The sequence below is a fragment of the Halobacillus sp. BAB-2008 genome, assembly GCF_000328325.1.
Taxonomy (GTDB): Bacteria; Bacillota; Bacilli; order Bacillales; family Halobacillaceae; genus Halobacillus.
In genome coordinates this window covers 12,462-37,524 of sequence record NZ_ANPF01000052.1, presented here as the reverse complement: position 1 = coordinate 37,524, position 25,063 = coordinate 12,462, and the positions used below count along the sequence as shown (strand labels likewise).

Here is a 25,063-nt window from a genome sequence, read left to right as displayed (position 1 = left end):
TTGACTTGCTCATTTTGCACACCGAATGTGCTTGTTTGAATTCTCTCTATATAATAGAAAGAATGTTTGACGTACTGGTTGGTTCGTTCAGTTTTCAAAGATCGATGTCTGCCGTATTCGACAGTAAACAAATTCTAGCATGTCCCCCGATGTTTCGTCAATAGGTTTGAAAGAAAATGTTTAAATATTCTTTAAATCTAGAATTTTGTTGCTGTTTAAATGAGCAACGTACTCAATACTACACCCCTCACAAAACAAAGTCAATAGTTTTTTTAAAATATTAATCAACTCAACAGAAATAGAGAAAGGCCCACTAAAAAGTAGACCTTTCCTTAGAATTCACATAGTAAACATCCGTGTTTTTGTTCTTACGAATCATTTTCGCTGCAAGTTTCGCCGCTCTTTTATCATCCGTGACAACCAGAATATCATCCTGACAGTCAAAGCGACCTTTAAGTACACGGGGAAGATAACTGAGGGGGATGTTCTCAGCTCCGGGATATGGGGATCGATATGCACTGATATAATCCCTGATATCGATAATGCAGAATTCTAGTTCCGGATCACCGTGCTCCCGGTATGGTTTAACGATGGATCGCTTATAAACCTGATATCCGTACCATAAAAGTAAAAGCAGGACAAAACCATATAAAATTGTCATTAGCGGTTACCCTTTCCTGTTAAAAGACAAGCTCTCCACTCCATTCCAACATGCCGCCTTTCATGTTCTTAACATTGGTGAATCCTTTCTCTTGCATGAATTCTGCTGCATTCATGCTGCGACGACCGGAGCGGCAGATCATTACGTATTCCTGATTCTTGGAAAGTCCATCAATTGCTTGCGGAATGTCACCCAACCGGATGTGCTTGGCATCAGGCACCATTCCTTCTACGACTTCTTCGTCTTCCCGGACATCTATAGCGATAAAATCATCATTTCGTTTTTGCTTGTTTTCTAATTCTTCTGGAGTAATTTCTTCAATATGTTTCATTTATATTCCTCCTCATCGATAGGTTGCAGCTTTATTCTAAATCATCCCAATTCAAAGTCAAGATATCTGTTTTCAAAAGAAAAGATGCCCCGGGAAATTCCGGGACATCCATAAATCACACATTAATTCGCAACGATATTGACAAGCTTTCCAGGGACAGCAATTACTTTTCTAACCGTTTTCCCTTCCAGCCATTGTTGTACTTCTTCGTTCTCCAACGCCTCTTTCTCAAGCTCTTCTTTAGAAGCTTCCGGGTTTACCATCATTTTCGCACGGACTTTACCCATTACTTGAATAACAACCTCGACTTCGTCTTCTACCAGCTTGGATTCATCAAAATCCGGCCACGGTTGGTAGCTGATTGTTTCCGTGTGACCCAGTTTTTCCCACAGCTCTTCCGCCAAGTGTGGGGCGACAGGAGACAGAAGCTTCACAAAACCTTCCATATAACTCTTAGGCAGCACATCCGCTTTGTAGCTGTCGTTAATGTAGACCATCATTTGAGATATTCCTGTATTGAAGCGGAGCGCCTCAAAGTTTTCCGTCACTTTCATAACCGTCTCATGATAGGATTTCTCAAGAGCATCATTCGCGGCTCCTTCTTGAATGGCATCGGATAAGGACCCATCCTTCACATAAAGTCTCCAGACACGATCAAGGAAACGACGCGCTCCATCCAGACCATTTGCGGACCACGCAATGGAAGCTTCCAGTGGACCCATGAACATTTCATAAAGTCTCAACGTGTCTGCACCGTGAGAATAAACGATATCATCCGGATTGACGACATTTCCTTTTGATTTACTCATTTTCTCATTATTCTCGCCAAGGATCATTCCTTGGTTGAATAGTTTCTGGAACGGTTCTTTTGTAGGTACCACCCCTGCGTCGTAAAGGACTTTATGCCAGAAGCGGGCGTACAACAAGTGAAGAACCGCGTGTTCTGCCCCCCCGATGTACACATCGACCGGAAGCCATTTCTTTAGGGCTTCATAGTCTGCGAAGCTCTCGCTGTTGTCCGGATCGATATAACGCAGGTAGTACCAGCAGCTGCCTGCCCACTGAGGCATGGTATTTGTTTCACGGCGCCCTTTCATACCTGTTTCCGGATCGACGACATTCACCCAGTCCTCAATATTCGCAAGAGGAGATTCTCCGGTTCCAGACGGTTTGATTTCTTTTGTTTTCGGAAGACGTACAGGAAGGTCTTCTTCTTTCGCAGGCGTGATGGATCCGTCTTCCCAGTGGATGACAGGGATCGGTTCTCCCCAGTAGCGCTGGCGGCTGAACAACCAGTCACGCAGACGATAAGTCGTCTGTTTCTTTCCTTTTCCGTTCTCTTCCAGCCATTGGATAGCTTTGGTCATTGCTGCTTCTTTATCAAGTCCGTCCAAGAAACCGGAGTTAATATGTGCTCCATCACCTGTATAAGCTTCTTCCTCAACGTCTCCACCTTCCAATACAGGGATGATGGATAAGTCGAACTTCTTGGCGAATTCATAGTCTCTCTCGTCATGTGCCGGAACGGCCATAATAGCGCCGCTGCCATAGCTCATCAATACGTAGTCCGCCACCCATATCGGAAGCTTTTCTCCGTTAATCGGATTTACGGCATATCCTCCGGTAAACACGCCGGACTTGTCCTTAGCTAAATCCGTACGCTCCAGGTCGCTTTTGTTCTTGGAAGTTTCTACATATTGATTCACTGCATCCTGTTGCTCAACAGTCACAACTTTCTGTACCAACGGGTGTTCTGGAGCAAGCACTGTATACGTTGCACCGAAGAGCGTATCGGGTCTTGTCGTGAATACGTTGAAGGACTCATCCGTTCCATCCACTTCAAAAGTGACTTCTGCTCCTTCTGACTTTCCGATCCAGTTCCTCTGCATATCTTTGATACTTTCCGGCCAATCCAGTTCTTCCAAGTCTTCCAACAGACGATCGGCATAGGCAGTAATCTTCAACATCCACTGTTTCATCGGACGTCGCTCGACAGGGTGTCCTCCCCGCTCACTCTTTCCATCAATGACTTCTTCATTCGCAAGGACCGTTCCAAGTGCCGGACACCAGTTGACAGCCACTTCGTCGATATAAGCGAGGCCCTTCTCATAAAGTTTCAGAAAAATCCATTGTGTCCATTTATAATAGTCAGGATCGGTCGTGTTTACTTCACGGTCCCAATCATAGGAAAAGCCAAGTTCCTGAATCTGTCGACGGAAGTTATCGATATTCTGCTTTGTAAACTCTTCTGGATCATTCCCTGTATCCAGAGCATACTGCTCTGCCGGAAGCCCGAAAGCATCCCAGCCGATTGGATGCAGCACTTCATACCCCTGCATTCGCTTCATCCGGGAAAGAATATCCGTTGCCGTGTATCCCTCCGGGTGCCCAACGTGCAGGCCAGCACCTGATGGATATGGGAACATATCCAAAGCGTAGAATTTTTCTTTCTGTGAGTTACTGTCTGTCTTGAACGTCTTGTTATCAAGCCAGTATTGCTGCCATTTCTTCTCGATTGTCTTATGATTAAAAGCCATTTTCCATTCCCTCCATGATCTCTGTCAGAGTAAAGCGGCCTTAAAGGCCTGTATAAATACAAAAACCTCTCATCCCAATATGGGACGAGAGGTTTGATTCCCGCGGTACCACCCAAATTAACACGCAGACACGTGTTCATCTCGATCGCTGATAACGGTGCTTCCACCGGCAGAAACTACTCAGGTTCACTCCTGCAACATCCAAGGCGAGTTCGTGATGACCAAGGACGACTTCCAGCACCCGCCGCCTCTCTAAAACTTGGTAAAATCACTACTACTCCTTTTCCCAGTCTTTATACGTATATTCGTATCTTAATGAATGGCAGGTTCTTTGTCAAGCAGGCCTCCCCTTTCGACTGGACCCGCATCACATAAGGGTGTTAGGATAAGTGAAAATAAAGGAGGGATTAACATGAAGAAACTCATCAAAAAAGCAGTCGACTATGCAAAGAATAATCCCGAAAAAACCAAGCACTATGCAAAGAAGGCCTACGACACGATTCAAAAGAAGAAATCTAAAAGCAGAACAGAACGCCCCCGCTAGTATTGGCGGGGTTTCTCTTGCACACGGCCGGCTTCGTGCTACAATATACAGCGGACATTATTAACGGACGGAGGACTAGCAATGAACTTAGAAAGAATCATCCCTTATTCACACATGCTTATGAAGCAATTTATAGAAGAAGGGGATGTGGTCATAGACGGGACTTGCGGGAATGGTCATGATACCTTATTCCTCACTAACTTAGTCGGAGATACAGGGCATGTATATGGATTTGATATCCAGAAAGTGGCTGTGAAGAACACGACAGAACGCCTCAAAGAGGCAGGAAATGAGAACAGAGCGACAATCCTTCACGAATCCCACTCCCAAGTGAAAACTTCCATCAGCAGAGAGCACAAAAAACGTGTGCAGGCAGCCATTTATAACCTTGGCTACTTACCGGGAAGTGACAAAACGGTCATTACAAAACCGGAGGAAACATTAGCTTCCGTTCAAGAGACCTTGTCTATATTAAAACCCGGTGGATTATTAGTACTGGTGGTATACCACGGGCATGAAGGCGGAGAAGAAGAGAAAGACGCTCTCTTAGAATACCTCACCGCTCTCGATTCCAAAGAATACCACGTGCTCCATTACGGCTTCATCAATCAGAAACGTAAACCACCATTTATATTAGCTGTAGAAAAGCATTAATACAAAAAACAGCCTGGACGATTACAACTCACGTCCAGGCTTTAATTTGTGATACATTTTGGTATTCAGGTAAAAGAACGTCGCTTTCTTTCCACTCGTCTTCAAGAGTTCTTTAACAAAGCTCTTCGCATTGGCAATACGCCCGACTTTTCGATCGGCCAAATACATTCCAACAAGCCCTTCATGAACCATCTCATGGAAAGCGGCGTTTGGTAACCGTTGAATCTCTTCGTTCGTTCTCTCGACGAAATACTTGAACCTCGCCCGCATCTCCTCTTCGTGCTCATAATAGGAACAAAAATTCAAATCCCCTTCCTCTTCATCCTCCTCCTGATCAATATAGTAATCAAGGAGAATGTGAAGCCCCTGCATGAATGGGAAATAGCTTCTTGTCACCTGCTCTGCTAAAGAAGGGTCAATTCTTCCACCAAGAGTATAAGAGACAAGGCAGAAAATACCAAGGGTAGAGCCCGTACATGCCGAAAATTCATACCATTTCAGTTGCGGCCAGTCCTTCTGGTGATCTTCAAACCATTGCTGTAACCTTGGAATACGTTCCTCTTCCACCACATGTTTATGTACTTGAAGATCGCTGTAAAGGGAACCAAGATTCCGAGTATGCTCCAGGACTATGTCATAGCCTTCCGCATTCCGAAGTACGTCCTGACAAGTTTTCACAAGGAGATGGAGGTAACCGGCGTCGTCTGACTCCTCACGATATTTATAGTAGTCTTGTCTTTCATTCCCTGGCGTCAGCGCATCCGCCATCGCCTGATGGAGCATGCGGAAATCTTTCGGATCCATCGATGTACTTCTGTCACATAAGTTATCAAGATAATCACTAATGGTTTGATAGGCTACGATAAAACGAACCGCTTCGTCCCTTCTCTCCCCTGCAAGCACTGCATAAATCGACCCGCCTTCACAATGGAACGTTTTGCTTTCAATGCTGGCAAGTGCCTGTGTCCTTAATTCCGGATCTGGTATTTGACGCGCCCGATCAATCCAAACGTTCAATTCTCTATGAACGGAAGGAAAGATATTTTTGTACACATGGTACATGAGATGCAGGGCGTTACTCGGTACATTTGCTTTCATATGTTTCCCTCCCTGTCTATTTCTTGAGTTGCTGTTGTAAAAATCCAAGTGTATAAAGGTACACATCTTCCCACTCCGGCTCATTGAATAGTTCATGGAATAATTCCGGCCATTCTTTGTATGTTTTTTCTTTAGCATCCACTATATGAAACCATTCTGCCGTTTTTTCCGCCACTACCAGTTCGTCACGTCCCGCCTGCAAGACAAGAAGAGGTACATCCGGAAACTGGTTAACGTCCCGGAAAGCCAGACGGGAAGCACGTTGAAACTCCCGGTACCAACGCACAGAGACTTTCTTAAGGACAAGTGGATCTTTACGAAACTGTTCGACTTTCACGGTATCCCTTGTAATCAATGAAGGGTCTTGGTTGGCATCCATACGTAAAGAGGGCGCTATGATATTCAATAGGTAGGACAACCATTCCACAGGCGCACTTACACTGCCTTTAATAGCCAATGCAGGAGACGAGAGGATGATACCATCCATTTTCTGTTGCAGCTGTTCCATTACCCGCACCGTTACAAGACCACCCATACTATGACCGAGCAGAAATATTTTTTTATCGGGATCCGCTTCCCCGATCCAGCCCTCTACTGTCTTTATGTACTCCTCAAAGGAATGGATATGACCTTTCCTTCCGGGTGAATTTCCCTGGCCAGGCAGATCGCCGTATATAACATCGAAACCATCTTTATGAAGACGATCCGCCAACCGCTCATATCTTCCACCATGTTCAAATGCTCCGTGGACGATAATGATAGTGCCGTCTGATGCTGGAGATTGCTTTTTATTCACAGTCTATCCCCCGTTCCATCTGCTATACTATCCTTAACTAATATTATAAGGGGGTTTACTATGATTTGCGAATATAAAGGAAAGCGCCCGTCTATACACCCGACGGCTTACATCGCTGATGATGCCGTTATTACAGGAGATGTTTTTATTGATGAAGGAGCAAGCATCTGGTTTAAAACCGTCATCCGCGGGGATGTAGCTCCGGTACATATCGGCAGGAATACAAATGTACAGGATCTCAGTATGCTTCATCAAAGCCCGGGTCAACCACTCATCCTTGAAGATGGCGTGACGGTCGGTCATCAAGTGACCCTGCATTCCGCACACATTAAGAAAAACGCGCTGATCGGTATGGGATCCCTCATACTCGATGGAGCGATAATTGGAGAAGAAGCTTTCATCGGCGCCGGCAGTCTCGTCCCGCCGGGAAAAGTTATCCCTCCAAGGACGCTCGCTTTCGGCCGGCCCGCGAAAGTAGTCCGGGAACTGAACGAGCATGACTATCAAGAGTTGGAAAGGATAAGAACCACTTACATAGAGAAAGGAAACTATTATAAACAGCAGCAAGAAAAAGATTAAAAACAAAAAAGTACCCTTGCGGGTACTTTTTTGTCCTTAATTGAAACGAGATTTTAATTGTTCTGCTTTGTCCGTCCGCTCCCAAGGGAACTCAATATCCGTGCGGCCGAAATGACCATAAGCAGCCGTATCACGGTAGATAGGTCGACGCAGATCCAGCATCTTGATAATACCGGCAGGGCGCAGATCGAACAGATCACGCACAGCTTCTACCAGCTTCTCTTCCGATACTTTTCCAGTACCATTCGAGTTGATGGCAATGGAAACCGGCTGCGCTACACCTATTGCATACGCAAGCTGCACTTCCACAGCGTCTGCAAGTCCGGCAGCTACGATGTTCTTCGCAACATAGCGGGCTGCATAAGCAGCAGAGCGGTCCACTTTCGTCGCGTCTTTCCCGCTGAAAGCACCTCCGCCGTGACGGGCATATCCGCCATACGTATCCACAATGATTTTTCTTCCCGTCAAGCCGGCATCCCCTTGAGGACCGCCGATAACGAAACGACCTGTCGGATTGATGAAGTATTTCGTCTGCTCATCAATGAGCTCCGCCGGTACAACAGGACCGATCACATGGTCGCGCAGATCTTTCTTAATCTGCTCCAATGTAATTTCTTCCGCGTGCTGTGTAGAAATGACAATGGTATCTACGCGGACAGGTTTATCCAGCTCATCGTACTCGATGGTCACTTGTGTCTTCCCGTCCGGGCGCAGGTAATCCAGCGTGCCGTCTTTACGGACATCCGAAAGACGCTTGGACAGTTTATGTGCCAGTGAAATAGGAAGAGGCATTAGTTCTTTCGTTTCATTATTAGCAAAACCGAACATTAAGCCCTGATCTCCAGCTCCGATCGCTTCAATCTCATCGTCGCTCATCTTGCCCTCGCGGGATTCCAATGCTTCATCCACTCCGCCTGCAATATCAGGGGACTGCTCATCGATGGCAGTCAGAACGGCACACGTATCCGCATCGAAGCCGTATTTGGCTCGAGTATATCCAATATCTTTAATTGTTTGACGAACGATGGATGGGATGTCTACATAAGTATTTGTACTGATCTCTCCTGAGACGAGCACAAGTCCCGTGGTCACTGTTGTCTCACATGCAACCCGAGCATTCGGGTCATTTTTTAAAATTTCGTCTAAAATGGCATCAGAAATCTGGTCACATATTTTATCGGGGTGACCTTCTGTAACTGACTCTGATGTGAATAACCGGCGATTGGCAGGCATTCTGAAAAACTCCTCCTTCTGTAAGTACAAAGTATTAGACGGAACTCTTTACCAGTATGTGCAGAAACGAAAAAACGTTTCCTTCGTTCATGCTTCATCCACAACCATTAGAGCTTTATATAGGAATCTATACCGGATGACCTCCGGCTCGGATATTTCTCCATAAAAAGAAAAAACCCTTCCTAATGTCGAGGAAAGGGGCTGCTTCCTTTCGCTCTTATCGTCCAAGAAGGAATTCGTTCCTTCCTGCTTCAGGTTAGCACCATGCCATTCTCATGACGGTTGCTGGGTTTCAAAGGGCCTGTCCCTCCACCAACTCTGGATAAGAGAGTTTCCGTTCTTCGTTATCGTATCGAAAACCATGTAACATGTCAATCAGATTCCACCCGTATCCCCGACCAGGTACGGTTTTTAGGGATCCTTACAAAACCAAGGACCCACCACCTTTTCTTTCCATTTATAAACGTTCACACCGGAAAAAACATAGGATAGAAATAAACCATCCGGATTTTAACAGGAAGCCAATATTTGTTCACAAAATATTGGAAACAATTTCACCAAATAGTATGGACTATAAAAATGAATGTGTTATACTAATTCCATCTTAAGGATGATTAAATTATTTGACAAAGGCGGGTCGACTTATATGAGTACCATTAACCAAATGTCTGAACTTAACCTATTACTAGCTCAAGAAAATGTCCATCACCAACTTTCCGTTCCGCACTTGGTGGAGAAGATCCTCTCTCGCAACGAAGGCACATTAACAGAAAAAGGTGCAATTCAAGCGACTACTGGTACTTACACCGGCAGATCACCAAAAGACAAATTCATCGTCAAAGACGACACGTCCGAACAAAAAGTGGATTGGGGTACAATCAATACTCCGATTGACGAGAGTACTTTCGTTCAGCTTTACCACAAAGTTCTTACGTATTTAAAGAAGCGGGAAGAACTCTTTGTTTTCAAAGGGTTTGCCGGCGCAGAAACACGGTATCGTCTTCCCATCCAGGTCGTGACAGAGTTTGCGTGGCACAATCTTTTCGCTAAACAGATGTTCATTCGTCCAAATACGGAAGAGGTGGCAGATCATGAAGCGGAATTCACGGTTATATCCGCTCCGACCTTCAAGGCTGATCCTGAAGTGGACGGGACAAATTCAGAAGCGTTCATCATGATTTCCTTCAAACACCGTATCGTCTTAATTGGCGGAACCGAGTATGCCGGGGAAATCAAAAAATCGATTTTCTCCGTCATGAACTATATTCTTCCGGAGAAAAACATCCTGCCGATGCACTGTTCAGCGAACGTTGGTAAAGAAGGCGATGTCGCTCTTTTCTTCGGGTTATCCGGAACGGGCAAGACCACCCTTTCTGCAGATCCTTCCCGCCGTTTGATCGGGGATGACGAGCATGCGTGGTCGAACTACGGCGTCTTCAATATTGAAGGCGGTTGCTACGCCAAGTGTATCAACCTTTCTAAAGAAAAGGAACCACAAATTTACGATGCGATTCATTTTGGATCGGTTCTGGAGAATGTCATACTAAGCGCAGACTCACATGAACCGGATTATGACGACACAAGTTTGACAGAAAACACTCGTGCGGCTTATCCGCTTGAACATATATCCAACACTGTACAGCCCAGTGTAGCTGGTCATCCAAATGCGATCATTTTCTTGACCGCTGATGCTACAGGCGTTCTCCCTCCGATCAGTAAGTTGACGAAGGAACAGGCAATGTACCACTTCCTGAGCGGATATACCAGCAAACTCGCAGGTACAGAAAGGGGAATTACAGAACCGCAGGCGACATTCTCCGCCTGCTTCGGCTCCCCATTCCTTCCGCTTGCTCCATCTAAGTATGCAGAAATGCTTGGCGAGAAAATTGATCAATTCCAGACCGACGTCTATCTAGTGAATACAGGATGGTCCGGAGGGTCTTACGGGGAAGGACAGCGGATCAAGTTAAGCTACACAAGAGCTATGATTCACGCTGCGTTAGAAGGAGAATTAAGCTCAGCGGAGACGTATAAAGATCCTTTCTTCGGTTTACACGTTCCCACCCACTGCCCTGGTGTCCCTGATGAGGTATTGTCACCTCGTAAGACATGGACAGATAAAGAGGCCTACGACCTGAGCGCTAAAGCGCTTGCCGAAAAGTTCCATAAGAACTTTGAGAAATTCACTTATGCGAGCGAAGCAATCAGGAAAGCAGGACCTTCCTATCATAGCTGAACATCATAAAATATCCCCCACGTGGTCACGTGGGGGATATTTATTCTTCAGATATGACGCTGAATACGTTTCATGCATTCCGGAAGGACTTCATCCTTCATCATAAAGCTGAAGCGCTCATTCACTCTCATGTTCTTTGGGAGATGTCGGAATAAGACAGGGCCGTGTGTTTCAAAATAGTGTTCCTGATCGGCCAGTTCAGATATGACGGCATAATATACGTTCTTTATGACCGTGCCACCTTTACCATCCACATGGTATTGACCGATATACGTCAACTCTTTAATTCTCGCACCTGTCTCTTCCTGAACTTCCCGCACAGCTGCCTGATCTGCTGTTTCGCCCTCTTCGACTTTTCCTCCGGGAAATTCGAACCCTCGATCCTTATGTCTCGTCAAAAGCCATTGGTCCTTATAACGGCAAATGACCCAAACATGCTTCGGAGTTGCAGAGAACGGATGATCCTCAAATGATAGTCGAACAGGGTTCTGGTAAAAATCATAAAATGTTTTCATGTTTGCTCCACTGCCTTTAATCCTAGTTATACGTTCTTGATGGTACCTGTATAAATCGTACCATAAGGATGTATAAATACAAACCGGTGCGTTTCGATACTCTGCTGCTATTTGTATTATTCCTTTTGAAATACTCCTCTAAACAAAGGATTTCATACAAAAAAAGCCGCTCCAGTCTAACGGAGGGGCTTTTTCCATCAAAGATCCAACACGCCCATCTGGACGATGTGATCTTTCGTTTGATCATCACCTAGTTCATGAATGCGCTGGAAAGCCTTCTTCATGTCCACATCCGTCTCATCATTATCCTCATCTTTATGGTAAGGCATGAATGGGATATGCGCTCGATAGAAGGACCGATTGTCCGCATTATTGATTTCATCGAAAATTTCACGAAGGCCGATCACTTCTTCCTCTGTCGCGTAAATGATGAAATCATCGTTGTTCGCATCATGATTCAGGGAGATTTCCCTTGTCCCAATATTGATATAATACTTGTTTCTGTCCATCCTTCGCCCTCCTTATATTCTTATTGTGGTCGAAGAAGGACGAAGTTATTACGAAAATCCCCGGGGTGGTTAAGTTGCCTTAGCTTCATAAGAGTGATTAGTAACGAATTCAAGGTATTCCCTGTCGACGTCTATTCCAATTCCAGGGCCCTCCGGCACACGGATTTCTCCCCGATCCATGATAATTGGTGGTTGCACAATATCTCTTTCGAAATACCGTGTGGAGCTCGATAAATCACCCGGGATAGTGAAATTAGGAAGTGTTGCAAGTGCAAGGTTGTGTGCTTTGGATACACCGGATTCGACCATCCCCCCGCACCAAACAGGCACTTCCCGACGCTCGCAGAAATCATGGATTGCCTTTGCTTCGGTCAAGCCGCCCACCCTGCTTATTTTCACATTCACGATGCGGCAGGACTCGAGCTCTACACTCTGGACAGCATCATGAAAAGACATGATTGATTCATCGAGACACAGGGGTGTCCGCATTGTCGCCTGCAGTTCTTTATGATAAAAGAAGTCGGCGGGTTGGAACGGCTGCTCAATCATCATAAGACCATATTCATCCATCTCTTGAAGTCTGTGAAAGTCATCCGGTCCATATTGACCGTTGGCATCAATCATTACCGGAAGATCCGGCGCTATCTTTCTAAGTGCTTCAATTGTTTCTTTCTCGCAGCCTTTCCTCACCTTTAACTTGTATCTTTCGTACCCCTCCAGCTTCAGTGCCTCCACTTCTTCCCGAAGATTATCCGTCAGACTCAGCACAGCACCAGCCTTGACGCTTTCGCGAATGCCGCCGAGCAGTTTCTTAAGACTCTTATTTTCCTTCTTGCCGTAAAGATCCCACAAAGCTCCTTCAAGACCTGCTTTCGCCATTGGGTGGCCTTGAATGGGTCGGACACCTTCGGCGAAGGCTGCAGGTGTCTGCTCTTCCAATCCAAATAGAAGAGGTATCAGGAACTCTTTCAGTACGTGAAAAGCGGTAACGATCGTCTCTGATGTGTAAAAAGGAGACTCAAAGGCAGTGACCTCCCCGTAGCCGATTCTTCCTTCCGGATCTTCCGCTTCTACGATGAGAAGCTTCCTCCGATCGATGCTTGCCTGATGAGTGATGAAAGGCTTCTTTAACGGGAGCTCAATGGTGCGGATACGTACAGCTTCGACCTTCATCATACATTCCCTTCTTCCACTAAAGATAATAACTTTCGGCGAAGCAGTTTATTCGACGCGTTTCTGGGAAGTTCATCGACCCAGTAAAACTGTGCAGGTACTTTAAATTTCCCAAGACGCTCCAGACAATAATCCGTGATTTCTTTGTCTCCTGTCGCTTTATCACCAACAAGGAAAGCGACAGGAACTTCTCCCCACGTATCATCCCGTCGTCCTGTGACGCCGGCTTCTTTTATCCCGGGAATAGATGTTAGGACGCTTTCGATTTCCGCGGGGTACACATTCTCCCCACCTGATATAATGACGTCTTTCAAGCGGTCCACCACATAGAGAAACCCGTCATCATCCTTATAACCGAGATCCCCTGTCCGAAGGTATGTCTCTGCATTCCGGTCCCTATTATAGTAGCCTTTGGAAACCATCGGGCCCTTTACCAGTATCTCCCCCACTTCACCATTCTGGTGCGAATCTATGACCAGATCGGCCATACTCAGGGCTTTCCCGGCAGAACCCATTTTTGCCAGGGCGGATTTCGGACTTAGCGTAGCGATTTGTGAGGAGGTTTCCGTCATTCCATACGTTTGAAAAACTGGAATGTACCGATCTTCTGACTTTCGAAGTATGCTCTCCGGTACAGGACCACCGCCAAGGAGCATACAGCGGAAGCTGGACGGATAGCGGGACTCTCCCATTTCTTCCAACAGCCGCTGCAGCATGACAGTAACGACCGACGCGTGAGTAACGCCGTCTTCTTTGATAGCCCGATTCACGACAGATGCATCGAATTTCTTCAACAAATAAACCGGCATTCCGTAAATAACACTTTTCATAAGAAGAGAGAAGCCGCCTACATGGAAGAACGGAAGACAGGTCAGCCATTTATCATCTGAATGGAGTCCAAGATTCAATGAAGACGCCACAGCACTGTACCAGTGATTTCCGTATGTGTGCATAACCGCCTTCGGGCGCCCTGTAGTCCCGGATGTGTACATCATTGTGTACACGTCTTCGAAGTTCAAATCTCCCTTCAAACCTGACGTCGTCTGCGCTACCGGCAGCGAACCCAAACGGTGTACGATAATATCAAGACCTTGAACAGACGTCCGGGCTGTCTGTTCAAACTCTTCACCGATGAAGAAGTGATTAATATGTGCATCTTCCAGTTGGTAACGGATTTCTGGAGCAGTCAGTCTTGTATTTATTAACACAACAACTGCACCGATATAGCTGATTGCATGGATAAAGACAGGATACTGCAGATCATTAGTGTGAAGGAACGCCACATGGTCTCCATCTTTCACCCCTGCCGCTTTCATACGGAAAGCCATGCTTCTGCTTCGTTCTCTCAATTCCTGAAACGTCAAGCCTTCTCCGTTTGGTGTTTCAAAAGCGTTCCCATCTGGATTAAGTTCTGCTTGTTTATCTAACCAGTGAGGTATGATCGTCGTCATCATTACTTCGCTCCATCCTTTTTAAAACTGAAAAAAGGGGCTCCCCGATACAACGGGACGCCCCTTTCTTTACCATATGGTTGATGATCAAGGGAAACGAGGGAACTGATCGAAATCAGGTTTTCTCTTCTCCTTGAAGGCATCGCGGCCTTCCTTCGCTTCCTCTGTCGTGTAATACAACAGGGTAGCGTCTCCGCCCATTTGCTGCAGACCTGCCAATCCATCTGTATCTGCATTGAAAGAAGCTTTCAAGAAACGAAGAGCCGTCGGTGATTTCTCAAGGATTTCACGGCACCATTGTACCGTTTCAGCTTCAAGATCCTCTAATGGAACCACTGTATTGACCAGTCCCATATCTTCCGCTTCCTTGGCACTGTATTGACGGCAAAGGAACCAAATTTCACGCGCTTTCTTGTGGCCTACCATACGCGCAAGCAGACCTGCACCATATCCAGCATCGAAACTTCCAACCTTTGGACCTGTTTGTCCGAAAATCGCATTGTCCGCTGCGATTGTAAGGTCACAGACAACGTGAAGCACATGTCCACCGCCGATAGCATAACCGGAAACCATTGCGATTACCGGCTTTGGAATGACGCGGATCAAACGTTGGAGATCAAGGACGTTCAGGCGTGGAATCTGATCATCCCCTACATAGCCGCCGTGACCGCGGACTTTCTGGTCTCCACCTGCACAGAATGCATCGTCTCCAGCACCTGCAAGGACGATAACTCCGACACGGGAATTGTCACGTGCACGTGAGAATGCATCAATCAATTCGTTAACCGTTTGAGGACGAAACGCATTTCGCACTTCCGGACGGTTGATCGTGATTTTAGCAATTCCGTCTAGTGTTTCATACATGATATCTTCGTATTCGCGCTCTTGAATCCATTCAAAAGACATAACTTATTCCTCCTTAAAAGTACACTTTCCGTTCATGAAAAACGGTTTCATTACTCACTCATTTTATCATGAAGCCATCTACAATTTTAGCAAAAATTTTTGGTTTCTCAAGGTGTATTGCATGTCCAGCCTTTTCCACCACTATGTAGGATGCTTCAGGAATACGCTTTTCCATCCTATCATTTATTCGACAAAACTTCTCGTCAAGCGCTCCAACGACAAGCTGCACATCCATCTGAAGGTCCGACATACGCTCCCACCAGGAAGGTTGATGACCGGTTCCCATACCAAGTAAAGATTCCCGGAGCCCCCCCGGATCCTGAGCAAGACGTTCTTCGCGTATCGCCGTCTTCGCCTGTTGAGAAAGACGGTCCTGGGTACGGAACAAAGGGATGTTCTCCCAATAAGATACGAATGCATCTATTCCTTTATCCCTTATCATTTCCGCCAACGTTTTATCCTTTGCCTGTCTCGCCAGCTGCTCTTCCGTCGTTTCAAGCCCGGGTGAAGCACTCTCCAGCAGAAGTTTCTCTACCCGTTCTGGATAAAGGGCTGCAAAAGACAACGCAGCCCTCCCTCCGAGCGAATATCCGAGAACAGCCGCTCTCTCCAGCTCCAGTGCGTCGAACAAAGCGTCAAGGTCCCGGCAGAATTGCTCCATCGTGACCACTCCGAGCGGACCGGTCCGGCCATGCCCCGGCAGATCCACCTTGATTAACCGGTAGTCTCCGTCCAAAGCAGCACACGTTTCATCAAACGTTCGTGTACTACCCGTGAATCCGTGCAGCATAACCAGAGGAAAGCCTGTTCCGCTATCTTCCACCCAATAGGACCGTCTGTTAATGGTGTATCTCATCACTTGCTCCCCCCGGATAAGATGGAGGCTTCGACTTTCGCCCACTTCTCTTTATGGAAATCAACGTGGGTGCTTCTGTCCGTTCGCACTTCAATAACGGATAAACCCTCCTTCTTGTAGCTTTCGGCAAGTGCATGACGATAGGAATCCCATGTTTCCACAACGTGATGTCTACCATCGTACAAAGCAGTGACCGCCGAAAGATCAAGCCCCAGCGGAGTGCCGAACAACTCCTCGAAGTGATCCTGTTGTTTAGACTGAGGCAGATAGGAAAAAATTCCTCCTCCATCGTTGTTGATCACAACAATCGTAAGAGGGAGTTTTTTGTGTTTAACGAGCCAAAGACCGTTCATATCATGAAAGAAGGAGACGTCCCCAATCAGAAGCGTCGTTCTCTCCCCTGATACGGTCGTGCCGGCAGCCGCAGAAATGACACCATCAATGCCGTTCGCACCTCTGTTAGCCATCATCCTTACCTGCTTTGGTGTGGACATAAAGAAGCTGTCTACGTCTCTGATCGGCATGCTGTTTCCGATAAAAAGATTAGACTGGTTCGGAATGGAATCCGCCAGATAAACGACGGCATGGCCTTCGTTGAGACTTTCATCCTCCTGAACAAGCATTTCGGCTTTCGCCCTATTATTCATTTCCTGCCAGCGGGAGAGCCATTCCGTTTCGACATTATCCTCCGGAAGATGATCCGCCAACTGCTCACAAAACATCACAGGATCCGCCCAAATGTAATGAGCATCGATGCCGGCAGGCTCCCGATGACTAGGGTGTTCATCAGCAACGAAATGCTCTACCTGCTCCCCGAATTTCTGTACCCATTTCAAGTAAGCCTTGGAAACCGGCATGGCACCGAACCTTAGAATATAGCCGGGAATGACCTCTTCCCCGAGAGCTTCCGATTTCAGGAGACTATCATAGTTCTCCATAATATTTCTTTTGTCATGCGTTCCGGCACGGAGTTGTGAGAGCGGATCTGCCAATACCGGCACACCAAGTCGGGATGCAAGTCGCGTCACAGCCTCAGCCAGGTCAGGGTCCATCTGTGGGCCCACTACAATCAGACCACAGTCTTTCTCCGCAAACGTCTGCAAATATTGGCAGACCACCGAGGCATCCAGCATTCTCTTTCCATAAGAAGCTCGGGGAACCGTCACGCCCTCTTCCCGCCAGCAGCCTTCCAGATGAAAATCAGGGATAAGCGGCTCTCGGAACGGAAAATTCAAATGGACAGGACCCATATGGCCGTTCTTCGCTTCCTCGACCGCCCTGGAAGCCTGACGTCTGGCGTATATATGGTTTCCCGGCTCTGGTAGAGCAAGGTCCTGATACCATTTCACGTAGTTACCAAACATCTGAATTTGATTGATGGCCTGTGGTGCACCGACCTCCCTCAATTCATGCGGCCGATCAGCTGTAAGAATCAGAAGCGGGACACGGCTATAATAGGCTTCCACGATAGCAGGATAATAATTTGCCGCAGCCGTCCCGGAGGTACAAACAACCGCCACCGGTTTCTGTTCTCGTTTCGCTATTCCGAGCGCAAAAAAAGCTGCCGAGCGTTCATCAAGATGGACCCAGTGTTCCATCTCAGAATGCTCAGCAAACGTCATTGCAAGCGGTGTGGATCGTGACCCTGGAGAAATGACTACATGCTCCACCCCCGAAGAAGCAAGCTGATCCACAAAATGTGTTACATATTTAGATAACGATTCTACATGTCCCAATTATGACCCTCCCAAAACAGACAACATCGGCTTCAACTTCACAGCGGTCTCTTCGTATTCCGCCTGAGGGTCCGAGTCGGCAACGACCCCGCATCCTGCGAATAAAGAAGCCATCCTCTTCTGAATTAAAGCAGACCGGATCGCTACAGCAAATTCCCCATTATCCATCGCATCGAACCAGCCGACCGGTCCGGCATACCATCCTCTGTTGAGCGTTTCCTTCTCACGGATGTAAGCAACGGATTCCTTCTGGGGCATTCCACCGAGTGCCGGAGTCGGATGAAGCTTCTCCACCACATTCAAAAGCGTATATCCCTCATCCAAAATGGCATTAACCGGCGTGTACAGATGTTGAAGGTTTCTAAGCGGATACAGCACCGGCGCCTCCGGAATCTGTACGTCACTGCTGCAGGCTTCGACAGCTTGTCTGATCATTTCCACGACAAATTGATGCTCCTGCCGGTTTTTAGGATCGTTCAGCAGTTCTTCTCCCAGCGCCAAATCCGCTTCCGGCGTAGCTCCACGTGGAATGGTACCGGCAAGACAAGTGGAAACGAGTCTGCGCTCGTCTACTTTAACCAACCTCTCCGGCGTTGCGCCCACAAAATAATCTCCTTCACTCTCGAAGGCGAAAATGTAGCTGTTCGGCTGGGATTCCGCAAGTGCACGCAGCACGGAAGAAACGGACACATCCTCCTTGAAGGAGAGGCGAAGTTCTCTCGCCAGGACAATCTTTTCCAGGAGACCTGCTTTGATATCCTCTGTAGCTCGTCTGATCGTCTCTTTCCATTCGTGCGGAGCAACTTCTACAGCCGTCTCAATTTCCGGCACCTTATAAGTACCGGGCAGCCCATTCAATAACTGGTCCTTCTGATCAGCTATCTGTGCCGCGATCTGTTGGGCGTGATCCTCCGGAAAGAGGAGAGCATTTGAAGTCAAATACGACTTCCCGCCGACGTTGGTCAACAAGAAGGATGGAATGGACAGCTGGCTGTCCTTAAAGTTATCCCAAGGTTTTCCTTCCGGCTCTTCCGGGTCGAAACGGAAACCACCCAGCGCAACCATTCCCGTGCCCTTCTCCCCGAACGAATCGTGCACGACGGCGTTTTCCTTCAAGTCGTTCCATAGAGACTGTACTTCTTTGAAACGATCGTTTCCCTCTGCAAAAAGTTGGCTGGCTTTCCCAATGCCCACCATTGTGAAGTCTCCCTCCGCGCTCTGCCAGAACGAGCGGTGGGAATCCACCGTAAGACCAGCTTCAAAAAAACGATACGGCTCTTGATCATCTATGTGTTCAACGAAACTGATAAAAATAGGTTCCCCAAGATGATGTGCTCTCTGAAGGGCTTCCCCGATAACTTCTTCAATATGAGGTGCCTTCGTATGAAGCATAAAAATTCCTCCCATTCTTTAAGGGACGTTCCAGTATACTTGCGACACAAATTATTTAAGATCTGTGTGCATCATTCTCTATTTTATTCTCTTTTTTCCCTTGACTCAAGAATTCTTCACTCAAGGAAACATTTTCTTACATTGATTGACACTAAAGGCCTGTTTCCCTAAACTTAAATTGTTATCATAAAATCAATTTGGATACAAGGGAGAGGACATCCATGAGTTCAGTACAAAATCAAAATGTAAAAACTTCCTTGAATGAACGTGACGGATTCCAAGTTTGGTGGAGGCTCTTACGCCCCCACACGTTGACGGCAGCTTTCGTTCCTGTCTTTGTCGGGACGATGTTCGCTGCTCTGGAACAATCGATCAATTTCTGGTTATTTGCCGCAATGTTGCTCGCATCCATCCTCATTCAAGCTGCTACGAATATGTTCAATGAGTATTATGATTATGTTCGCGGTTTAGATAACGAAAATTCTGTGGGCATAGGAGGAACCATTGTAAGGGACGGCATTAGTCCAAGGACGGTTCTTACTCTTGCTTTCACTTTCTATGCGGTCGCTGCGATATTAGGGGTGTATATTTGTGCCTCATCGAGCTGGTGGATCGCCGTTATCGGTCTCGTTTCCATGCTTTTCGGTTACCTTTATACAGGCGGTCCCTATCCGATCGCCTACAGTCCATTCGGAGAAATCACGGCAGGCTTTTTCATGGGCACGGTCATCATCGGAATCAGTTACTTCATACAGACGGCTGCGGTGACTTGGGACGTCGTAATCGTGTCCATTCCGGTTGCTATTTTTGTTGGATCTATTCTGCTTACCAACAACATCCGCGACCGTGTCGGTGATGCGAAGAACGGACGAAGAACACTGGCTATTCTGTTCGGCCATCAAGGTTCGATCCGATTCCTGACGGCCCTGTTCTTTATTGCCTACGCCCTTACCGTGGTGCTTATCTTCGCAGGTCTTCTGCCGCTGTGGTCCTTTATCACTTTCCTTAGTTTGATTAAAGGCCGGCAAGCCATACAGGGATTTGTAGGAAAGAGCGAGCCTCTCGAGATGATGCCGGGCATGGTTGCTACAGCCAAAACGAATACGATATATGGATTCCTGCTCGGACTGTCCATGCTTCTACAAATTTATATCCCGATCGGATGATTATGAAAAGTTTGAATGTGCCATGCATTACGTTCGCTGCACATTCCAGGAAAAGGATGGACCGCCTCCATCCTTTTTTCTATAGGTTTGAGCGTTTGGATAATGGGAATAATACACAAAGGACGGGATGTTATGAATAAAGAAATGATGAAGAATACATTGATGGAAACGCTTGGAATGGAAGTCGTGAAGGCTTCGAAAGAGGAAGTTATCATGACGATGCCTGCAGACAGCCGTACCCACCAACCAATGGGTTTCCTTCATGGAGGAGCAAATGTTGCTCTTGCGGAAAGCGCAGCAAGTATTGGAGCGTTTCTGAACGTCGATCCGGAAAAGCAGCAAGTATTCGGCCTTGAAATCAATGCAAATCATATGAAGAGTATCCGGAGCGGCTTCGTCACCGCCCGTGCAACCCCTGCCCATATCGGCAGGACCACGATGGTTTGGGAAATCAAAATGGAAAACGAACAAGGGGATACTGTCTGCCTGTCCCGGTGCACGATCGGTGTCGTCCCGGCGAAGAAATAACTCGCTTTCATTTACAGGGAGGAGAGAATAGATCATGACAGAAGAAAAGAAACAGGAACTCAAGCAGCGATTGCTCGAAATGAAAGAAGAAGCGGAACAACAAATGGAAGAATATAAAAATGACCGTACGAAAGAGGACTATCCAAATGACAGTACCGGGGAGATTTCAAGCGTAGCCGATCATCCCGGCGACCTAGGAACGGATCAGTTTGAACGGTCTAAAGAGCAGACATTTTACGAGCAGGCAAGAGAAAAGCTGATGGATGCTGAGGATGCCTTGCAGCGGATGGAAGAAGGCACGTATGGAAGAGTGAAAAATCCGGCAAGCCGATTCCTGAAGAGCGACTCGAAGTCATGCCTGCCGCACGCTACACCATTGAAGAACAGGAAGAAATGGAAAAAGAAAAATAAAAGAGCGCCCCTTCGGGCGCTCTTTTTCTTATGCTGCGGAGGATTGTATCCGTTTCTGCTCCAGCCAAGGTTTCAGCTTAATGAACAGCGGAACGAACAAAGCTCCGATAATGATTCCTTTCAAGGCATTGAACGGCAGAATACCTGCAAGAACGGTCGCCCATTTTACCTGAGCAGACATCGTCTCCCAACCCATGAACCAGCTGTAAGCAGGCAGGACGAGGAAATAATTCAATACGCTCATTCCAAGCGCCATAATTACGGCGCTGAACACCAAGCCGGAAACTAACGATTTCGTGGTCTTGAATTTATGGTAGATCATCGCGACAGGTGCAACGAACAAGACACCGGCGGCAAAGTTTGCTACGACGCCGACCGGATCTCCAGCACCGGTATAAATGAGATAAAGTAAATTCTTCAGTCCCTCCACTATTATACCTGCGGCAGGCGTAAACAGTATGCCTGCAATCAACGCAGGGACATCACTGAAATCCACCTTTAAATAAGGCGGCAGGAACGGCAAAGGAAAATTTAAAAACATGAGTACCATCGAAATACTTCCGAATAAAGCTAAAATGACTAACTTGAGCAACTTGGATGATTGACCTGTATAAGGATTCATCATCGATCTCCCCCTTCATCTTGTCGTCGGTTCACATCCCAGATGAAGGTTGAACGGTACTTCCGTGTGTCCAATAAAAAACCCCTAAGCGCTATGTGCTTAAGGGAGTACAGATTGTCCACAGGAAATAGAGGGCAGGTTCAAAAAAACCTCTCCTCATTCCGCTCGACATCTTCTCCCATCCAGACTTTAACTGTCGGTTCTGGACTCTCACCAGATCAGCCGCAGGAAGAACCTGCGGGTCACGGACTCTAGGTATCTATGCACCTAATACCGTCGGTCGGGAATTACACCCTGCCCCGAAGATGGAACCGATATGATATTGTATCCTCATTGTAGTCAAAATGTGATGATATCGCAAGTTAGAAGTTCTGCTTCTGATTAATTTCGACGAATCCCGGACTAAGTCCGGTTCCTCTCTCCGCTCTGCCTGCTTTCATCCTATTCTTCTCGCTTTCCCTATAATTCTATTAAAGAAGAAATGCATGAAGAGAATAATCATGAAATAGATCCCGACGTTAACAAAGAAAGGAAGGACATTCAGGTTTGTAATTCTCTCCATTTCCAGTCCGAATTTATAAGGGAACGGCGGCGAGAGCTTCGATGGATTCTGCGTAACGAAATGGAAGGGAAACCCCAATTCCATTCCACCTTCCCTTGCATGCTCCAAATACGTTCTATACTGCTGTTCCTCTTCTACATATACTCCACTAAAATCTGCACTTATTAAGGTAAGCAATACAGCTGGAATGAATGTAAAGAAATATTTCATAGTTACCACCAATTTTCCCATCCGAAATTTGCTCAAGCAACGCATCCTTCTTGCAGACCTGACGCTTTACTGCGCGTAATCATTAAGAGTTTCAGTCAATCCATTTCCAAGCACACCCATATAAAGGTAACATTTTCCTAATAAAAAAGGAAGAGAAGGCACAAAAAAACGAGCCTGGATGATTCGCTCCATCCGACCCGTAACGTGAGAGCGCCCTACGATAGATCTTCGCGCTTCTTTCTGCGTTACCAAATTCCCCTACATTACCGAGCTGTTTTTCACCCTGCTGCCTGCCTTTGCCCAAGCTCTTGATCTAAAAGTAAAAGCGCAGAGGAATTGTTTTGGGCCAGTGATAAGCGATCCACTATCGTTTGAGCCTGAGCCTCTTCATCTATCTGTTCCCGGAGAAAATCTTGAATAATGACAGCCGCCTGTGGGTCCACCTGGACGGCATAATTGTAGGCTTGTCTGTAGGAATTAGTAACAAACTGCTCATGTTCCAAAACTTTTTGGAAGGTTTCCAGGGGCGTTCCATATTCACTGGGCTGGGCCGGAATATTGGATAATTGAACGGTACCATTCTTGTCACTCATATATTGGATCAATTTCAATAAATGGGTTCGTTCCTCTTCAGACTGAAGCTGCAGCCAATGAGCCATGCCCGTATAATTCTCTCTTGCCATATAGGCAGACATGGCAAGATAAAGGGTCGTTGATACTTGTTCAATTTCAATGAGTCGGTTGAACAGCTTCTGCATCTCCTCATTCATACAATCTCCTCCTCTTTGAAAACTCATTCCATGATATGCTGAAGGTGGGAGGAATATTTAGGTTTGTAAGGAGAGATTAGATGAATATACAAATGCGACAAGGAACGATCGATGATCTTCCAGCAGTTAAAGAGATTATCCGATCTGCTCAGCTGAAGCTTGCAGCCTCAGGATCACCGCAGTGGTCCGGTGAGGACGCTCCATCGGAGGCAAGGCTTAGAACGGATATGGAAGATGGAAATCATTATGTTTTTCTCATCAATCAGCAAATTATAGGTACCGCTGCCCTGACAAAAGGTCAGGAGACTGCATATGAAACCATCGTTTACGGCCAATGGGAGAAAAATGATGCCGATTACGCCGTTATTCACAGATTCGCCATCCTTCCAGAAAGGAACGGGCGCGGGTATGCAGCTCTATTCTTCAAGCTTCTGCTGGCCGCCGCTCGGGAAAGTGGGATGTCAGAAGTACGAATAGATACGCATCCTTTAAACAGAGCAATGCAGAAGGTGATCACCAATCATGCCTTCCAATTCAAAGGGATCATTCATTTACCAATTCCGCATGGAGAAAGGTATGCCTACCAGGTATTCTTATAAAAAGGGCTGCCTTCCTCGCCCTCTAAGAACGGTGTCCTGCCATCGCTTCCATCGTCCGACCAATACCGTCTTTATACGATGTTGTCGGTACAGGACCGATCTCCCTTTCGAATTTGGCTCCGGATAAAACAACAGGCTGTTCATATAAATACATCATTTCCACGAACTCTCTCATCATTTTGTCAAATAGACCAAGCATCCTCACCATTCCTTTTGTGACAGTAATCACCCGTTTGTCATAACCGCTTTCTCCTTTTAACAACCGGATAATCTCCTCTCCCGATATGACTCCAGCTCCTGGTATATTCCACGTCTGTCCGTATGCAGAAGGGCGAATCGCCAGCGAAAGAAGTGCTTTCGCACCATCCGGGGTATAAATATATTCCCTTGGCTTCCGCTTATCTCCAATAAATATCCCTCGTTTATTTGCAGCTGCTCCTTGCAGCGTTTGGCCAAGAACCGTATGTTCTGCATTGGGCCCGTAAAAATCAGGGAAATGAGCAATCATCCAAGGTACCTGCGCTTCCCTTACAAGGTTTTCAACTTCTAAACGGATGTTCCCCTTTTTAGTTAAGGGAACTTTGGGAGCATCCTCCTTTATTAAAGTTCCCATTCCGGGACCATAGGCATAAATATTGTCGACAATGACCAATTTACTGGCTGCCTTTTCCGAGGCGTTTATGACATTCTGCATCAGCCGCAGCTGATGTCCCGCCCATTGATAGTAAGGAATGTTAACCGCATGGAAGATCACATCGACTCCCTTAGCAGCCTCATGCAAATCTGCTTCTGAGAACACATCCCCCACTAAGATCTGCGCCCTTCTCCGGAACAACCGTTTCAGCTTTTCTTCCGTTCTTGCAAATGCAACGACCTCTATGCCTGCTTCCAAAAGTTCTTCCACCAGGGCGCTGCCCATTCCCCCGGATGCCCCTAATACCAATGCTTTTTTCATCATTCTCCACCCCTTATTAACCACTGGTCAATT

At 46.7% G+C, this 25,063-nt stretch carries 26 protein-coding genes, 2 riboswitches and 1 other annotated feature; of the genes, 8 read left to right on the top strand and 18 right to left on the bottom strand.

From position 1 onward, the window contains the following. Window positions 1-313: 313 nt before the first annotated feature. The 3 genes from D479_RS12580 to leuS all read right to left on the bottom strand — a co-directional run bounded on the left by D479_RS12580 (window position 314) and on the right by leuS (window position 3,529). Window positions 314-661: a rhodanese-like domain-containing protein gene (locus D479_RS12580; RefSeq protein WP_008637611.1), complete on the bottom strand. Its 348-nt coding sequence runs from the start codon at window positions 659-661 to the stop codon at window positions 314-316. Window positions 662-680: 19 nt separating this feature from the next. Beyond that, the gene (locus tag D479_RS12575; protein ID WP_008637610.1) at window positions 681-992 is read right to left on the bottom strand and encodes a rhodanese-like domain-containing protein; all 312 of its coding nucleotides are present in this window, start codon (window positions 990-992) and stop codon (window positions 681-683) included. 122 nt (window positions 993-1,114) lie between these two features. Further along, window positions 1,115-3,529 (bottom strand): leucine--tRNA ligase, encoded by a 2,415-nt coding sequence (gene leuS, locus D479_RS12570; RefSeq protein ID WP_008637609.1) that lies wholly within the window; start codon window positions 3,527-3,529, stop codon window positions 1,115-1,117. A gap of 77 nt (window positions 3,530-3,606) precedes the next feature. Next, window positions 3,607-3,826, bottom strand: a binding site (T-box leader). Between the two features lie 115 nt (window positions 3,827-3,941). Here leuS and D479_RS21205 point away from each other — a divergent pair. Both D479_RS21205 and D479_RS12565 read left to right on the top strand, forming a co-directional pair. Further along, window positions 3,942-4,073, top strand: coding sequence for a hypothetical protein (locus D479_RS21205; protein WP_255358524.1), 132 nt, complete (start codon window positions 3,942-3,944; stop codon window positions 4,071-4,073). An 81-nt stretch (window positions 4,074-4,154) separates the two neighbouring features. After that, window positions 4,155-4,727, top strand: a complete 573-nt coding sequence (locus tag D479_RS12565) for a class I SAM-dependent methyltransferase (protein ID WP_008637608.1) — start codon at window positions 4,155-4,157, stop codon at window positions 4,725-4,727. A 21-nt stretch (window positions 4,728-4,748) separates the two neighbouring features. Here the strand turns inward: D479_RS12565 and D479_RS12560 are convergent, their stop codons facing one another. Further along, complete coding sequence (locus tag D479_RS12560; protein WP_008637606.1) at window positions 4,749-5,825, bottom strand: tetraprenyl-beta-curcumene synthase family protein; 1,077 nt, start codon at window positions 5,823-5,825, stop codon at window positions 4,749-4,751. A gap of 16 nt (window positions 5,826-5,841) precedes the next feature. Further along, complete coding sequence (locus D479_RS12555) at window positions 5,842-6,621, bottom strand: alpha/beta hydrolase (protein WP_008637603.1); 780 nt, start codon at window positions 6,619-6,621, stop codon at window positions 5,842-5,844. A gap of 60 nt (window positions 6,622-6,681) precedes the next feature. Here D479_RS12555 and D479_RS12550 point away from each other — a divergent pair, with 60 nt between their 5' ends. Further along, the gene (locus D479_RS12550; RefSeq protein ID WP_008637601.1) at window positions 6,682-7,200 is read left to right on the top strand and encodes a gamma carbonic anhydrase family protein; all 519 of its coding nucleotides are present in this window, start codon (window positions 6,682-6,684) and stop codon (window positions 7,198-7,200) included. A 36-nt stretch (window positions 7,201-7,236) separates the two neighbouring features. Here the strand turns inward: D479_RS12550 and metK are convergent, their stop codons facing one another. Beyond that, entirely contained in the window at window positions 7,237-8,433 is a 1,197-nt protein-coding gene (metK, locus tag D479_RS12545; protein WP_008637600.1) for a methionine adenosyltransferase, read from the bottom strand. Window positions 8,434-8,647: 214 nt separating this feature from the next. After that, window positions 8,648-8,762: riboswitch (SAM riboswitch) on the bottom strand. 317 nt (window positions 8,763-9,079) lie between these two features. Between metK and pckA the strand changes: the two genes are divergently transcribed. Then, a complete protein-coding gene (gene pckA / locus D479_RS12540) occupies window positions 9,080-10,669 on the top strand; it encodes a phosphoenolpyruvate carboxykinase (ATP) (RefSeq protein WP_008637599.1) in 1,590 nt (529 codons plus the stop codon). A 47-nt stretch (window positions 10,670-10,716) separates the two neighbouring features. Here pckA and ytkD read toward each other — a convergent pair whose 3' ends face one another. From ytkD to D479_RS12500, 8 genes are all read right to left on the bottom strand, one after another. Further along, on the bottom strand, window positions 10,717-11,184 hold the full coding sequence (gene ytkD / locus D479_RS12535; RefSeq protein ID WP_008637598.1) for an RNA deprotection pyrophosphohydrolase: 468 nt from the start codon (window positions 11,182-11,184) through the stop codon (window positions 10,717-10,719). Window positions 11,185-11,381: 197 nt separating this feature from the next. Further along, the gene (locus tag D479_RS12530) at window positions 11,382-11,693 is read right to left on the bottom strand and encodes a hypothetical protein (protein ID WP_008637597.1); all 312 of its coding nucleotides are present in this window, start codon (window positions 11,691-11,693) and stop codon (window positions 11,382-11,384) included. 69 nt (window positions 11,694-11,762) lie between these two features. Continuing rightward, window positions 11,763-12,869, bottom strand: a complete 1,107-nt coding sequence (gene menC, locus D479_RS12525; protein ID WP_039871447.1) for an o-succinylbenzoate synthase — start codon at window positions 12,867-12,869, stop codon at window positions 11,763-11,765. Continuing rightward, a complete protein-coding gene (locus tag D479_RS12520; RefSeq protein WP_008637594.1) occupies window positions 12,866-14,320 on the bottom strand; it encodes an o-succinylbenzoate--CoA ligase in 1,455 nt (484 codons plus the stop codon). The genes menC and D479_RS12520 overlap by 4 nt, the downstream gene beginning before the upstream one ends. Before the next feature lie 84 nt (window positions 14,321-14,404). Next, window positions 14,405-15,223, bottom strand: coding sequence for a 1,4-dihydroxy-2-naphthoyl-CoA synthase (gene menB / locus D479_RS12515; RefSeq protein WP_008637591.1), 819 nt, complete (start codon window positions 15,221-15,223; stop codon window positions 14,405-14,407). A 58-nt stretch (window positions 15,224-15,281) separates the two neighbouring features. Further along, window positions 15,282-16,079: a 2-succinyl-6-hydroxy-2,4-cyclohexadiene-1-carboxylate synthase gene (gene menH, locus D479_RS12510; protein ID WP_008637589.1), complete on the bottom strand. Its 798-nt coding sequence runs from the start codon at window positions 16,077-16,079 to the stop codon at window positions 15,282-15,284. Continuing rightward, on the bottom strand, window positions 16,079-17,815 hold the full coding sequence (gene menD / locus D479_RS12505; RefSeq protein ID WP_008637587.1) for a 2-succinyl-5-enolpyruvyl-6-hydroxy-3-cyclohexene-1-carboxylic-acid synthase: 1,737 nt from the start codon (window positions 17,813-17,815) through the stop codon (window positions 16,079-16,081). Before menD ends, menH begins: the two co-directional genes overlap by 1 nt. After that, on the bottom strand, window positions 17,816-19,207 hold the full coding sequence (locus D479_RS12500; RefSeq protein WP_008637585.1) for an isochorismate synthase: 1,392 nt from the start codon (window positions 19,205-19,207) through the stop codon (window positions 17,816-17,818). A gap of 221 nt (window positions 19,208-19,428) precedes the next feature. Between D479_RS12500 and D479_RS12495 the strand changes: the two genes are divergently transcribed. From D479_RS12495 to D479_RS21300, 3 genes are all read left to right on the top strand, one after another. Continuing rightward, on the top strand, window positions 19,429-20,373 hold the full coding sequence (locus D479_RS12495; protein ID WP_008637583.1) for a 1,4-dihydroxy-2-naphthoate polyprenyltransferase: 945 nt from the start codon (window positions 19,429-19,431) through the stop codon (window positions 20,371-20,373). 132 nt (window positions 20,374-20,505) lie between these two features. After that, entirely contained in the window at window positions 20,506-20,901 is a 396-nt protein-coding gene (locus tag D479_RS12490) for a hotdog fold thioesterase (RefSeq protein WP_008637574.1), read from the top strand. A 354-nt stretch (window positions 20,902-21,255) separates the two neighbouring features. Beyond that, the gene (locus D479_RS21300; RefSeq protein ID WP_346773254.1) at window positions 21,256-21,312 is read left to right on the top strand and encodes a hypothetical protein; all 57 of its coding nucleotides are present in this window, start codon (window positions 21,256-21,258) and stop codon (window positions 21,310-21,312) included. Window positions 21,313-21,340: 28 nt separating this feature from the next. On the opposite strand, the gene D479_RS12485 is transcribed toward D479_RS21300, so the two are convergent. From D479_RS12485 to D479_RS12475, 3 genes are all read right to left on the bottom strand, one after another. Further along, a complete protein-coding gene (locus tag D479_RS12485; protein ID WP_152413387.1) occupies window positions 21,341-21,937 on the bottom strand; it encodes an ECF transporter S component in 597 nt (198 codons plus the stop codon). Between the two features lie 163 nt (window positions 21,938-22,100). After that, window positions 22,101-22,245: riboswitch (FMN riboswitch) on the bottom strand. 125 nt (window positions 22,246-22,370) lie between these two features. Further along, entirely contained in the window at window positions 22,371-22,742 is a 372-nt protein-coding gene (locus D479_RS12480; RefSeq protein WP_152413386.1) for a hypothetical protein, read from the bottom strand. A gap of 242 nt (window positions 22,743-22,984) precedes the next feature. Then, entirely contained in the window at window positions 22,985-23,476 is a 492-nt protein-coding gene (locus tag D479_RS12475; protein ID WP_008637564.1) for a ferritin, read from the bottom strand. An 80-nt stretch (window positions 23,477-23,556) separates the two neighbouring features. Between D479_RS12475 and D479_RS12470 the strand changes: the two genes are divergently transcribed. Further along, entirely contained in the window at window positions 23,557-24,075 is a 519-nt protein-coding gene (locus D479_RS12470; RefSeq protein ID WP_008637562.1) for a GNAT family N-acetyltransferase, read from the top strand. Window positions 24,076-24,097: 22 nt separating this feature from the next. On the opposite strand, the gene D479_RS12465 is transcribed toward D479_RS12470, so the two are convergent. Then, the gene (locus D479_RS12465; RefSeq protein WP_008637560.1) at window positions 24,098-25,030 is read right to left on the bottom strand and encodes an SDR family NAD(P)-dependent oxidoreductase; all 933 of its coding nucleotides are present in this window, start codon (window positions 25,028-25,030) and stop codon (window positions 24,098-24,100) included. Between the last annotated feature and the right edge of the window lie 33 nt (window positions 25,031-25,063).